General features: G+C 67.6%; 12 protein-coding genes. 8 read left to right on the forward strand and 4 right to left on the reverse strand.

What is annotated here, in order from left to right; genetic code table 11:
* Nucleotides 1-52: 52 nt before the first annotated feature.
* Both dprA and LDJ84_RS00285 read left to right on the forward strand, forming a co-directional pair.
* Nucleotides 53-1,153, forward strand: a complete 1,101-nt coding sequence (gene dprA / locus LDJ84_RS00280; RefSeq protein ID WP_084358474.1) for a DNA-processing protein DprA — start codon at nucleotides 53-55, stop codon at nucleotides 1,151-1,153.
* 41 nt (nucleotides 1,154-1,194) lie between these two features.
* Entirely contained in the window at nucleotides 1,195-1,752 is a 558-nt protein-coding gene (locus LDJ84_RS00285; RefSeq protein ID WP_226045722.1) for an L-threonylcarbamoyladenylate synthase, read from the forward strand.
* 117 nt (nucleotides 1,753-1,869) lie between these two features.
* On the opposite strand, the gene LDJ84_RS00290 is transcribed toward LDJ84_RS00285, so the two are convergent.
* Nucleotides 1,870-2,847, reverse strand: coding sequence for an NADPH:quinone reductase (locus tag LDJ84_RS00290; RefSeq protein ID WP_226045723.1), 978 nt, complete (start codon nucleotides 2,845-2,847; stop codon nucleotides 1,870-1,872).
* A gap of 182 nt (nucleotides 2,848-3,029) precedes the next feature.
* On the opposite strand from LDJ84_RS00290, the gene hemF reads away from it, so the two are divergent.
* Entirely contained in the window at nucleotides 3,030-3,944 is a 915-nt protein-coding gene (gene hemF, locus LDJ84_RS00295) for an oxygen-dependent coproporphyrinogen oxidase (RefSeq protein ID WP_226045724.1), read from the forward strand.
* Nucleotides 3,945-4,102: 158 nt separating this feature from the next.
* Entirely contained in the window at nucleotides 4,103-4,924 is an 822-nt protein-coding gene (aroE, locus tag LDJ84_RS00300) for a shikimate dehydrogenase (protein WP_037017455.1), read from the forward strand.
* Between the two features lie 40 nt (nucleotides 4,925-4,964).
* On the opposite strand, the gene LDJ84_RS00305 is transcribed toward aroE, so the two are convergent.
* From LDJ84_RS00305 to betC, 3 genes are read right to left on the reverse strand one after another with little or no spacing between them, the layout of a single operon-like run.
* Nucleotides 4,965-6,524 (reverse strand): SulP family inorganic anion transporter, encoded by a 1,560-nt coding sequence (locus LDJ84_RS00305; RefSeq protein ID WP_226045725.1) that lies wholly within the window; start codon nucleotides 6,522-6,524, stop codon nucleotides 4,965-4,967.
* 7 nt (nucleotides 6,525-6,531) lie between these two features.
* On the reverse strand, nucleotides 6,532-7,467 hold the full coding sequence (locus tag LDJ84_RS00310) for a choline ABC transporter substrate-binding protein (RefSeq protein WP_226045726.1): 936 nt from the start codon (nucleotides 7,465-7,467) through the stop codon (nucleotides 6,532-6,534).
* 30 nt (nucleotides 7,468-7,497) lie between these two features.
* Nucleotides 7,498-9,009 carry a choline-sulfatase gene (gene betC, locus LDJ84_RS00315; RefSeq protein WP_065327681.1) on the reverse strand — a complete coding sequence of 504 codons (1,512 nt, stop codon included), beginning with the start codon at nucleotides 9,007-9,009 and terminating at the stop codon, nucleotides 7,498-7,500.
* 114 nt (nucleotides 9,010-9,123) lie between these two features.
* Here betC and LDJ84_RS00320 point away from each other — a divergent pair, with 114 nt between their 5' ends.
* The 4 genes from LDJ84_RS00320 to LDJ84_RS00335 all read left to right on the forward strand — a co-directional run bounded on the left by LDJ84_RS00320 (nucleotide 9,124) and on the right by LDJ84_RS00335 (nucleotide 11,933).
* On the forward strand, nucleotides 9,124-10,035 hold the full coding sequence (locus tag LDJ84_RS00320) for a choline sulfate utilization transcriptional regulator (protein WP_037017448.1): 912 nt from the start codon (nucleotides 9,124-9,126) through the stop codon (nucleotides 10,033-10,035).
* Nucleotides 10,032-10,370 (forward strand): DOPA 4,5-dioxygenase family protein, encoded by a 339-nt coding sequence (locus LDJ84_RS00325; protein ID WP_024763665.1) that lies wholly within the window; start codon nucleotides 10,032-10,034, stop codon nucleotides 10,368-10,370. The genes LDJ84_RS00320 and LDJ84_RS00325 overlap by 4 nt, the downstream gene beginning before the upstream one ends.
* 103 nt (nucleotides 10,371-10,473) lie before the next feature.
* Entirely contained in the window at nucleotides 10,474-10,995 is a 522-nt protein-coding gene (locus LDJ84_RS00330) for a sigma-70 family RNA polymerase sigma factor (protein WP_196912816.1), read from the forward strand.
* A complete protein-coding gene (locus LDJ84_RS00335; protein ID WP_024763667.1) occupies nucleotides 10,992-11,933 on the forward strand; it encodes a FecR family protein in 942 nt (313 codons plus the stop codon). The genes LDJ84_RS00330 and LDJ84_RS00335 overlap by 4 nt, the downstream gene beginning before the upstream one ends.
* Nucleotides 11,934-11,966: the final 33 nt, after the last annotated feature.

The raw sequence follows: 11,966 nt of genomic DNA on the forward strand, positions 1-11,966 counted from the left end.
CCAGGCCGGCGCGGCATAGTCCGGGGGTCTTCCGCACGCCAAGGATTGCGCCATGCCCGTTGCCCCGACCCTTTCACCCGCCGAGCTCGAAGCGCGGCTGCGCCTGCACGCCCTGCCCGAGCTGGGACCGCGTCGTTTTCATCGTCTGCTGGAGGCCTTCGGTTCGGCGTCCGCTGCCCTCAGTGCGCCGGCGGCCGCCTGGCGTTCGCTCGGGTTGCCGGCCGCCTGCGCCGAACCGCGCCGCGATGCGTCCATCCGCGAGCAGGCAGCAGAGGTGCTGCACTGGCTGGAGGCCGCCGAGCATCATCTGGTCATGTGGGATGCACCCGGCTACCCCGCCCTGCTCGCCGAGCTGGGCGATGCGCCGCCGCTGCTGTTCCTGGCCGGCGAGCCGAACCTGCTGGAGCGGCCGCAACTGGCGATGGTCGGGAGCCGCCGGGCCAGCAAACCGGGGCTGGATACGGCGCGAGCCTTCGCTCGCAGCCTGGCCGGCGGCGGTTTCGTGATCACCAGTGGGCTGGCCCTGGGGATCGATGGTGCAGCCCATGAAGGTGCGCTGGAGGCCGGCGGAAAGACCGTTGCCGTACTGGGTACAGGCCTTGAGCGCCTCTATCCGCGTCGTCATCTCGGGCTGGCGAAACGCATCGTCGAGCAAGGCGGCGCCGTGATTTCCGAGCTGCCGTTGAACAGCGCGCCCCAGGCTTCGAACTTCCCCCGGCGCAACCGGATCATCAGTGGCCTGTCGTTGGGCACCCTGGTGGTGGAGGCCAGCCCGTCCAGCGGTTCCCTGATCACGGCGCGCCTGGCCGCTGAGCAGGGCCGCGAGGTGTATGCGATTCCCGGCTCGATCCATCATCCCGGCGCCCGTGGCTGCCACGAACTGATCCGCCAGGGCGCGACGCTGGTGGAGACAGTCGAGGACATCCTCGACGGCCTGCAGGGTTGGACACGCAGCGCGTCGGCGCTGGAGCGCGCGCCGGCTCTGCCGCCCCACCCGCTGGTCGACCTGCTCCGCGCCGCGCCACACAGCAGCGAGCAGTTGGCATTGCGCAGCGGCCTGGCGTTGCCTGACGTACTGGTGGCGTTGACCGAACTGGAGCTGGACGGACGGGTTACCTGCGAAGCCGGGGTCTGGGTGCATCGCGCTCCCTGAGCACGTAAACTGCCGCGCATCGCAGATCCGAGGAGTTCCCGATGTACAGCAACTGGCGTACCCAGCGCATGGCTCAGGTCGTGCGCGATGGCGGTGTGATCGCTTATCCGACCGAAGCCGTCTGGGGCCTGGGCTGCGACCCGTGGAACGCCGACGCCGTGTACCGCCTGCTGGCGATCAAGGCGCGGCCGGTGGAAAAAGGCATGATCGTGGTGGCCGGCGATATCCGCCAGTTCGACTTCCTCCTCGACGACTTGCCCGGACCCTGGCAGGACAAGCTCGCCGCCAGTTGGCCCGGCCCCAACACCTGGCTGGTGCCGCACCAGGGGCGCCTGCCCGAGTGGGTGACCGGCGAGCACGAGACCGTTGCCCTGCGCGTCACCGATCATCCGCTGGTGCGCGAACTGTGCCGCTACACCGGCCCGCTGATCTCCACATCGGCCAACCCCGCCGGCCGCCCCGCCGCGCGCAGCCGCCTGCGCGTCGAGCAGTACTTCCGGGGCGAATTGGACGGCGTGCTCGGCGGCGCCCTGGGCGGGCGCCGCAATCCCAGCCTGATCCGCGACCTGCGCACCGGCGAGACCGTTCGCCCGTCGTAAGCCGGTCACCACGACGCGACCCGGTTCGCGAGCAAGCTCGCTCCTACAAAAAGCGATACCGCCGCACCCTGTAGGACCGAGGGGGCGCCTAGCCCTTGCTCGCGAGCGCTGTTCCGGTCAGGGCAGCAGAATGGTCGAGCCGGTGGTACGCCGCGCCGCCAGCTCCGTCTGCGCCTTGGCCGCCTCGGCCAGACTGAAGCGCTGGTTGATCTCCACCTTCACCTTGCCGCTGGTGATCATGTCGAACAGGTCGTCCGCCATGGCTTGCAGGCGTTCCGGCGTGCTGGCGTAGCCGAACAGCGTCGGGCGGGTGACGTAGAGCGAGCCCTTCTGCGAGAGGATGCCCAGGTTCACCCCGTCCACCGGGCCGGAGGCGTTGCCAAAGCTCACTACCAGGCCGCGCGGCGCGGTGCAGTCCAGCGAAGTCAGCCAGGTATCCTTGCCCACCGAGTCGTAGACCACCGGGCACTTCTTGCCATCGGTCAGCGCCAGCACGCGCTCGACCACGTTCTCGTGGCTGTAGTCGATGGTCTGCCAGGCACCGTGGGATTTCGCCAGCGCCGCCTTGGCCGCCGAGCTGACGGTGCCGATCAGGTGTGCGCCGATGGCCTTGGCCCACTGGCAGGCGATCAGCCCGACGCCGCCGGCGGCCGCGTGCCAGAGGATGGTCTGGCCCGGCTGCACGTTGTAGGTCTGGCGCAGCAGGTACTGCACGGTCAGGCCCTTGAGCATGACGGCGGCGGCCTGCTCGAAGGTGATCGCATCGGGCAGCTTCACCACGCTGGCGGCCGGCAGCGTGTGCTGCTCGCTGTAGGCGCCCAGCGGGCCGGTGGCGTAGCCGACGCGGTCGCCGACCTTCACGTTGGTCACCGCGCTGCCCACCGCCTCCACCTCGCCGGCGCCTTCGGTGCCAACCCCGGACGGCATCGCCGGTGCGGGATACAGGCCGCTACGGTAGTAGGTATCGATGAAATTCAGGCCGATGGCGCGGTTGCGCACCCGCACCTCGTTGGGACCGGGCTCGGCGGGGGTGTAGTCGACGATTTCGAGGACTTCCGGACCGCCGGTCTTGGCGAATTGAACACGCATGGCCATGTCGCTCTCCTGATGGCGCGAGGCTCTGCCTCGCCGGGGAAAAGACTTTCATCCAAGCCGCCAGCTTGACGGCCGTCAAGACCAGCTTTGCCGGCGGCGATGGTATGCTTGCGCCCGTTTTCGCTCTTAAATCCCGCTCCGGCCCGCGCCACGCGTGGCTTTCCCGCTCCAAGGTGATTCTCGTGACCGACCGCATCGAGGCCGTGAAGGCCTACCTGCTCGACCTGCAAGACCGCATCTGCGCCGCACTCGAAGCCGAGGACGGCAGCGCACGCTTCGTCGAAGACGCCTGGCAGCGTCCGGCCGGCGGCGGCGGTCGTACGCGGGTGATCGGCGACGGTGCCCTGATCGAGAAAGGCGGGGTGAATTTCTCCCATGTATTCGGCAGCGGTTTGCCGCCCTCCGCCAGCGCACACCGTCCGGAACTGGCCGGCCGTGGCTTCCAGGCGCTGGGCGTGTCGCTGGTGATTCACCCGACCAACCCCCACGTGCCGACCTCCCACGCCAATGTGCGCTTCTTCATTGCCGAGAAGGAAGGCGAAGAGGCTGTGTGGTGGTTCGGCGGCGGTTTCGACCTGACGCCCTACTACGCCCACGAAGAAGACTGCGTGCTCTGGCACCAGGTCGCCCGCGACGCCTGCGCACCCTTCGGCGAGGACGTCTACCCGCGCTACAAGGAGTGGTGCGACCGCTACTTCCACATCAAGCACCGCAACGAGCCGCGCGGTGTCGGCGGTCTGTTCTTCGACGATCTGAACCAGTGGGATTTCGACACCAGCTTCGCCTTCCTGCGGGCCATCGGCGATGCCTACATCGATGCTTATCTGCCTATCGTGCGCAAGCGCAAGGACACCCCGTACACCGAGCAGCAGCGCGAGTTCCAGGCCTTCCGCCGCGGCCGCTACGTCGAGTTCAACCTGGTCTATGACCGCGGCACCCTGTTCGGCCTGCAGTCGGGTGGGCGTACCGAGTCGATCCTCATGTCCCTGCCGCCGCAGGTACGTTGGGGCTACGACTGGAAGCCGGAACCGGGCAGCGAGGAAGCGCGCCTGACCGAGTACTTCCTCACGGATCGGGACTGGTTGGCGCAGGCCTGACCGTCATCTTTCGGGGCGTTCGCGAGCAGGCTCGCTCCTACAAGAGCGGCTTCGGAGCTGCCAGTAGGAACGAGCTTGCTCGCGAACCTGGTCTGGCACCCCGATAGAAAACCCGGCAAGCTCCTGACCTTTCCAATCTTCTCGCTCCAGGACTTCCCATGGACCGCTACTGCGTCTTCGGCAACCCCATCGGCCACAGCAAGTCGCCGCAGATTCACCGCCTGTTCGCCGAGCAGACCGGCCAGGTGCTGAGCTATGACGCGCGCTTGGCGCCGCTGAATGACTTCGCCGGGAACGCCCGCGAGTTCTTCGTTGAGGGCCTGGGCGGCAACGTCACCGTGCCGTTCAAGGAAGACGCCTACCGCCTGGCCACCGAGCTGAGCGAACGCGCGCGCCGGGCCGGTGCGGTGAATACCCTGAAGAAGCTGGAAGGCGGCGGCCTGCTGGGTGACAACACCGATGGCGCCGGGCTGACCCGCGACCTGACAGTGAATCACGGGGTCGTACTGCGCGGCGCGCGCATCCTGGTGCTGGGCGCCGGCGGCGCGGTACGCGGCATTCTCGAACCCTTCCTCGCCGAGCAGCCGGCCTGCATCGTCATTGCCAACCGCACCGCGTTCAAGGCTGAGCAACTGGCCGAGGAGTTCAAGGACCTGGGTAATGTGCGCGGCGGCGGATTCGATCTGCGCGCCGAGCCCTTCGACCTGATCGTCAACGGCACCTCGGCTTCCCTTGCCGGCGAGCTGCCGCCCATTGCTCCCGCTTTGATCGAGCCGGGCCACACCGTCTGCTACGACATGATGTACGGCAAGGACGTGACCGCCTTCAACCGCTGGGCTGCCGAACACGGTGCGGCGCGCTGCATCGACGGGCTGGGCATGCTGGTGGAACAGGCGGCGGAAGCCTTCCTGCTGTGGCGCGGCGTACGGCCGGATTCGGCGCCGGTGCTGGATGAGCTGAGGGCGCAGCTCAAGGGCTGAACACCGATTTGGGAGTGGGCTCCGACAGTGGCTGCCGGCTCTATTCCTCGACCTGCAACACTGCGCCCTTCCCCATCTGCCTTTCCAGCTCCGCGCGCACCCGTGGCCGGGCGTTGCGCAGTACCAGACAGCGGCCTTCGCTCGCGAGGCGCCGAGCCTCCTGCTGAAGCATCTGCGCGCCGGCGAAATCGATGAAGTTGACGTGGTGGGCGTCCAGCACGAGGCGTTCGCTGCGGCTGTGCTGCATCCGTTTCTGCAGGTAGTCGCAGGCGCCGAAGAAGATCGAGCCTTCGATGCGCAGCACCTCCTCGTCCTCGCGCTCCCAGTGCTGCACGCGCGGCTGCGAGGTGCGCTTGAGGTAGAAGAACAGCGAGGCCAGCACGCCCGCGTAGATGGCATTCTGCAGCGGCAGCAGCAGCGTGGCGCCGAGGGTCAGCAGCATCACCAGGGATTCCGCGCGGCTGCCTTTCCACAAGGCGCGCAAAGCCGGGCGATCAACCAGATTCCAGCAGATCAGCAGGATGCCGGCGGCCATGGCCGGCAACGGAATGTGCGTGATCAATCCAGCGCCCGCCACCGCCAGCAGCGCCACCCACAGTGCCGAGAAGACCCCGGCCAGCGGCGTGCGCGCGCCGGCATCCTGGTTCAGCCCGGAGCGGGTGAAGGAGCCAGCGGACAGCGTGCCGGACAGCCACGGCCCGATCAGGTTGGACAACCCCTGTGCACGCACCTCCTGATTGGCATCCAGCGGCTGATGCGAGCGGGTCGCCAGTGCGCGGGCAATCGATAGGCTGGTCACCAGCCCGAGCATGCCGCAGGCCACGGCGGCGGGGAGCAACTGGGCAATCGCCGACAGGTCGAACGGCAACGGGCTGAATGGCGGCAGTGCGCTGCGGAAGGCGGCGACCCTGGCGACACCGGCAAAGGTCGCCGGCATCGTCCAGACCAGTGTGCTGGCGCCGATCAGGCCGACCAGCAGCGCTGGCCCGCGCCGCCACAGGCGTTTCACCATCAGACTCAGCGCCAGGCTAAACAGGCCGACCAGCAACGAAGGCCCGTGGAAATCCGCCAGCTTCCACCACAGCGCGGCGGCACTGGTCAACGCCGTGCCCTGCCCGCTCGTGGTGATCCCGAGCAGATAGGGCAACTGGCCAATGACGATCACCAGCGCGGCGCCGCAGGTAAAGCCCAGCAGCACCGAGTGCGAGACGAAGTTCACCAGCACGCCGAATCGCAGCATGCCCAGCAGCCATTGGAACAGCCCGGCGAGGAAGGTCAGCAGTAGCGCGTACTGGATGAACTGCGCGCTGCCCGGCGGCGCCAGCGGGGCGATGGCGGTGAACAGCACCACCGAAATCGCCGCCGTCGGCCCGCCGACCATGTGCTTCGACGAGCCCCACAGGCAGGCGATCAGCACCGGCAGCATCGCTGCGTACAAGCCGTACTCCGCCGGCAGCCCGGCGATCAGCGCATAGGCCATGGACTGCGGCAGGGCGAGCACTGCACCGGAAAGGCCGACGCCCAGGTCACGGCGCACATCGCGCCCCGTGACCTGCGGCAGCCAGGCAATGAAGGGCAGCAGGCGGATCAGACGTTCCATCGAAGGCCTACAGCTTGGCCTTCACGGCGGCCAGCGCGTCACCGCCGTCGCGGGTCTTCACGCCTTCAAGCCAGGTGTCGAGGCTCTGCGGATTGGCCTTGATCCAGGCCTTCACCGCGTCGGGGTTCTTCATATTCTTCTCCAGCACCTCGGCCATGATGGCGTTCTCCATCTTCAGGTCGAAGGACAGGTTCGCCAGCAGCTTGCCGCTGTTCGGGCACTGCTCGGCGTAGCCGTTGCGCGTCACGGTGAACACGCTGCCGGTGCTGCCGAAGTACTTCTCGCCGCCGCTGAGGTACTTCATGTCGACCTTCACGTTCATCGGGTGCGGCGTCCAACCGAGGAAGACGATCCAGCGCTCGCGCTTCACCGCGCGGCCCACCTCGGCGAGCATCGCCTGCTCGCTGGACTCCACCAGCTTCCAGTCGGCCAGGCCGAATTCGTCGCCGCTGATCATCTTCCGGATCGACTGGTTGGCCGGCGCGCCGGAGCCGATGCCGTAGACCTTCCTGTTGAACTGGTCGGCATGCTGGTCCAGATCGGCGAAGGTCTTCACCCCGGCGTCCCACACGTAGGTCGGCACGGCCAGGGTGAACTCGGTGCCCTGCAGGTTCTTCGCCAGCTGGGTGACCTGCTTGCTGGCGATGAACTGGTCGTGGAACCCCTGCTGCGCCGGCATCCAGTTGCCGAGGAAGGCGTCTACCTGGCCGTCGCGCAGGCCGCCGTAGGTGATGGGCACCGAGAGGGTGTCGATTTTCACCTGGTAGCCCAGGCCTTCGAGGAGGAAGGCGGCGATGCCGTTGGTGACGGCGATGTCGGTCCAGCCCGGATCGGCCAGTTTCACCGTACTGCAGGCTTCATCTTCGGCCCGGGCCAGCGGGCCGCCCAGCGCGAGTGCGCCGGCCAGCAACAGCGTCGATGCTCTTCGTACGGTGTTCTTCATGCTCCCTTCCCCTTCGGCGTGTTGTGGTTGTTATTTCGGTTGCGGATAGCGCGCGCGGCGCTCCAGATCGTCGAGGTCGATGTGGTTGCGCATGTACTGCTGGCTGGCGTCGACCATGGGTTGGTGGTCCCAGCTTTTCAGCGTGCCATGGGTCAGCGCGTCGGCCACCAGCCGGCGACGGCGTTGGCTGGCCAGCACTTGCCGGGTGATGGCCGGCACGTCCCAGCGCGCGCGGGCTTCACCCAGCAGGTCGCGTACCCGATTGGCGTGGGCCGGCGAATCCATGAGGTTTTCCAGTTCGCGTGGGTCGTTCTTCACGTCGAACAGCAGGCACGGGTCCTGCTCGGAGTAGATGAACTTGAAGTCGCCGCGGCGGATCATCATCAGCGGGCTGACGGTGCCTTCGGCGGTGTATTCGCCGATCACCTCGTCGTGGCCGCCAACGCCTTGCAGGTGTGGCAGCAGCGAGCGGCCGTCGAGGTCGACGCCGGGCTCGACCTGCCCGCCGGCCAGCTCGACGAGGGTTGGCAGCAGGTCGACGGTGGACACTGATTCGCCGACCCGGCGTGGCGCGAAACGCCTGGGCGCGTGCACCAGCAGCGGCACACGGGCGGCCATCTCGAACCAGTGCATTTTGTACCAGAGGCCGCGCTCGCCCAGCATGTCGCCGTGGTCGCCGGAGAACACGATCAGCGTGTCATCGCTCAGGTTGCAATCCTCCAGGGTGCGCAGCAGCGCGCCGATCTGCGCATCGACATAGCTGCACGCGCCGAAGTAGGCGCGGCGGGCGGCGCGTACCTTCTCCTCGGGCATCTTCTGGCCCCACAGGTCGATCACCTTGAGCAGCCGCTGCGAGTGCGGGTCCTGCTCGCCCTGGGCGATCTCTACCGAGGGCAGCGGGATGTCCTCGTCGCGGTACAGGTCCCAGTACTCGCGCGGGATGGTGTAGGGGTCGTGCGGGTGGGTCATGGACACGGTGAGGCAGAACGGCTGCTCGGGGTGTTCGCGCACATGGTCGTAGAGGTACTGGCGCGCCTTGAACACCACTTCCTCGTCGAAGTCGAGCTGGTTGGTGCGCACGCACGGGCCGGCCTGTAGCACCGAGGACATGTTGTGGTACCAGCTCGGGCGCACGTCCGGCTCGTCCCAGTTCACCGCCCAGCCATAGTCGGCGGGGTAGATGTCGCTGGTCAGGCGTTCTTCGTAGCCGTGCAACTGGTCCGGGCCGCAGAAATGCATCTTGCCCGACAGCGCGGTGCGGTAGCCCAGGCGGCGCAGGTAGTGCGCGTAGGTGGGGATGTCGGCGGCAAAATCGGCGGCGTTGTCCCAGGCGCCGATTTTGGTCGGCAACTGGCCGCTGACCAGGGTGAAGCGCGAGGGCGCGCAGAGCGGGCTGTTGCAGTAGGCCGAGTCGAACACCACGCCTTCACCGGCGAGGCGCGAGAGGTGAGGCAGCTTGATCGGCGACTGGGCGTCGTAGAAGGGCAGGAGCGGCGCGGCCATCTGGTCGGCCATGATGAAGAGAATGTTCGGGCGCTTCATGGCGTTGGGCTTATCCTGTTGGCGCTGTTATGGGATGCTGTTGGTCATGAGTCTGTTTCCTGCTGAATACGGGGTAAAGCGCATGGCACGGCATGCTTCGGATAACGTCCACTTATGCGTGAGCCAGTCTTGAGCGTGCCGCTGGAACTGCTGCGCGTGTTCGAGTCCGCGGCCCGGCTGCTGAGCTTCACCGCCGCCGCCGGTGAGCTGGGCACCACCCAGCCGGCGGTCAGCCAGCAGATCAAGCGCCTGGAGAAGCTGCTGGCAGTGCGCCTGTTCGACCGCATCCACCGCGGCATCGCCTTGACCGAAAGTGGGCAGGTGCTGCAGCAGCACGTTCAGGCGGGGTTGGAGAGCATCGACGCCGGCATCGCTGCGGTGACCGCGAAAAACCCCCACGAAGTGCTGCAGGTCGCCACCGACTTCGCCTTCGCCGCCTACTGGCTGATGCCGCGCCTGCCGCGCTTCCGCCAGGCACACCCGGAGCTGGATGTCGGTTTGATCAGCAGTGATCGCAGCCCGATTTCCCTGCGCAGCGACATCGATGTCGCCATTGCCTTCGGTGACGGGCGCTTCAAGCATGGCGAAGCGCTGCGGCTGTTCAGCGAGGAAGTATTCCCGGTGTGCAGCCCGCGCCTGGTGGCAGGCCGCGAACTGCCGCTGTCGCCCCAGGCGCTCACGGCCTTGCCGACGCTGCACCTGAAACCCGAAGCCTCCAGTCGGTGGTTCGACTGGACTGGCGTTTATCGCGAACTGGCCATCGACTCGGCGCCGGGCCCGGCCGGGTTGCGCTTCGACAACTACACCCTGCTGATCCAGGCGGCCATCGCCGGGCAGGGCGTGGCCATCGGCTGGCGGCACCTGGTCGACGAACTGCTGGAACAGGGGTTACTGTGCCGGCCCATCGCCGGGTCGCTGCAATCGCGATTCGGCTATTACGCCGTGCTGCCGGAACGCAAACGGCGCATGCGCCTGGTGCAGCGCTTCGTCGACTGGCTGCAGGCGGAACTGGAGCAGGACCGATGAACGACACCCCGATCAAGGATTTCCACGCCCACGTCTATTTCGACGCGAGCAGCCTCGCGCGTGCCCGCGCCCTGTGCGAAGAGGCGGCCAGCCGCTTCGGCGCGAAGATGGGCCGGGTGCACGAGCGCCCGGTGGGGCCGCATCCGGACTGGAGCTGCCAGCTGGCCTTCGACAACGCCACCTTCGCCACCCTGGTGCCGTGGCTGGCGCTGAATCGCGATGGCCTGGTGATCTTCGTCCACCCCAACACGGGCGATGACCTGCGCGATCACCGCGATCACGGTCTATGGATGGGCGAAGTACGTCCGCTGGACCTCTCGCCGTTCACGAGCTGACACGTTTTTGCATTCGATAATAATTCTCGATTCGGTGTATGCTGCCGTCCCTTCGCATCGGTCGGACAGACGTTGGCCGGTTTTTCGGGGTATTTCGGCCATCATGCGGCGCTTCGCCTCCTCCTCCCTGCTGCAGAGCTTCCAGGCGCATTACGCGGACCTGATGCGCTTCCTTGCGCGGCGGTTGGGCGATAACCAGCGCGCGGCAGACGTGGCCCAGGACACCTGGTTGCGCCTGGCCGACCACCCTGCCGAAGCCGAGGTGCAGGACCCGCGCGCCTACCTGTTCCGCGTCGCCGGCAACATCGCCATCGACAGCCTGCGCCGCGAGGGCCGGCTGGCCGAGCTGCATGTCGATGAAGCCGTCGCGGATGACCTCAGCGATCCCGCGTCCGGGCTGGAGCACCGCCTGCTCGCCCATGAGGCGCTGGAGCACCTCGACGCCGCCCTCGACCAATTGCCCGCCAATGCCCGCCAGGCGTTGCTGATGAACCGCCTCGACGGCCTCACCCACGCGCAGATCGCCCAGCGCCTGGGCGTTTCCGAGAGCATGGTGGGCAAGTACATCGTCCAGGCCATGCGCCATTGCCGTGACTGGGCGCAGCGCCAGGGAGACGCGCCATGAGCCGCGTCGAACAGAACCTGCTGGGCGATGAAGCCATCGAGCGCCTGGTGCAGCTGCATGCGGGCAGCGCCGGTGCTGGCGAGCGCATGGAGTTCCTGCGCTGGCGCGGGCAGAGCCCGGAACACGAGCGTGCCGCTCGCGAGGCCGAGGCGCTGTGGGGGGCCTTGCCGGAAACCCGCCACGCCGAGGATTACCGCCGCCGCGCCCGGCGCCCGCGTCGCTGGCTGGCGCTGGCCGCTGCCGCCTGTGTCGCGGCAATCGCCGTCACCATCGCACTGCCCGAGCCGCTGGCCGGGCTGTATTCCGACTACGCGACCCGCACGGGTGAACGGCGGATGCTGCAGCTGGCCGATGGCAGCCGAGTGTGGCTGAACAGTGACAGCGCCTTGTCCGTCGACTTCAGCCCGCAGCAGCGGCGCCTGCGCCTGCACACCGGCGAAGCCTTGTTCGAGGTGGCGAAGGATGCCGCGCGGCCCTTCATCGTCGAGGCCAGGGGCGGCGAGGTGCGCGCCGTGGGTACGCGCTTCGATGTGGACAGCCGTGGGCCGCAGGTGCGCGTCGACGTGACCGAAGGCGTGGTGCAGGTGAACAGCGCCGGCAGCGCGCCGGTGCGGCTGTCCGCCGGCGAGCGCCTGAGTTACCGCGAGCGCGCCGCGCCCGAGCCGGCGCAGCCGCTGGACCTGTCCAGTGCCAGCGCCTGGCAGCGCGGCAAGCTGATCTTCAACCAGCGCCCGCTGGGCGAGGTGCTGGACGAGCTGGAGCGCTACGTGCCGGGCCGCATCGTGCTGACCGATAGCGCGCTGCGCCAGCACAAGGTCAGCGGCGTGTTCGACCTCAAGGACCCGGATGCCTTGCTCAAGACCCTGGAGCGCCTGCAGCCGGTGAAGGTCACCCATATGCCCTGGCTGGTGCTGATCCGCCCCGCCCGAAAAACCTGACCGTTCTTCGTGTAGGAGCGAGCTTGCTCGCGA

Origin of the sequence: Pseudomonas sp. HS-18 (assembly GCF_020401845.1) — a bacterium.
In the GTDB taxonomy this organism is placed as follows: domain Bacteria; phylum Pseudomonadota; class Gammaproteobacteria; order Pseudomonadales; family Pseudomonadaceae; genus Pseudomonas; species Pseudomonas nitroreducens.

Coding starts and splice junctions, on each gene's coding strand:
- dprA (WP_084358474.1), top strand. CDS start 53: ATGCCCGTTGCCCCGACCCTTTCACCCGCCGAGCTCGAAGCGCGGCTG.
- LDJ84_RS00285 (WP_226045722.1), top strand. CDS start 1,195: ATGTACAGCAACTGGCGTACCCAGCGCATGGCTCAGGTCGTGCGCGAT.
- LDJ84_RS00290 (WP_226045723.1), bottom strand. CDS start 2,847: ATGGCCATGCGTGTTCAATTCGCCAAGACCGGCGGTCCGGAAGTCCTC.
- aroE (WP_037017455.1), top strand. CDS start 4,103: ATGGACCGCTACTGCGTCTTCGGCAACCCCATCGGCCACAGCAAGTCG.
- LDJ84_RS00305 (WP_226045725.1), bottom strand. CDS start 6,524: ATGGAACGTCTGATCCGCCTGCTGCCCTTCATTGCCTGGCTGCCGCAG.
- LDJ84_RS00310 (WP_226045726.1), bottom strand. CDS start 7,467: ATGAAGAACACCGTACGAAGAGCATCGACGCTGTTGCTGGCCGGCGCA.
- betC (WP_065327681.1), bottom strand. CDS start 9,009: ATGAAGCGCCCGAACATTCTCTTCATCATGGCCGACCAGATGGCCGCG.
- LDJ84_RS00320 (WP_037017448.1), top strand. CDS start 9,124: ATGCGTGAGCCAGTCTTGAGCGTGCCGCTGGAACTGCTGCGCGTGTTC.
- LDJ84_RS00325 (WP_024763665.1), top strand. CDS start 10,032: ATGAACGACACCCCGATCAAGGATTTCCACGCCCACGTCTATTTCGAC.
- LDJ84_RS00330 (WP_196912816.1), top strand. CDS start 10,474: ATGCGGCGCTTCGCCTCCTCCTCCCTGCTGCAGAGCTTCCAGGCGCAT.
- LDJ84_RS00335 (WP_024763667.1), top strand. CDS start 10,992: ATGAGCCGCGTCGAACAGAACCTGCTGGGCGATGAAGCCATCGAGCGC.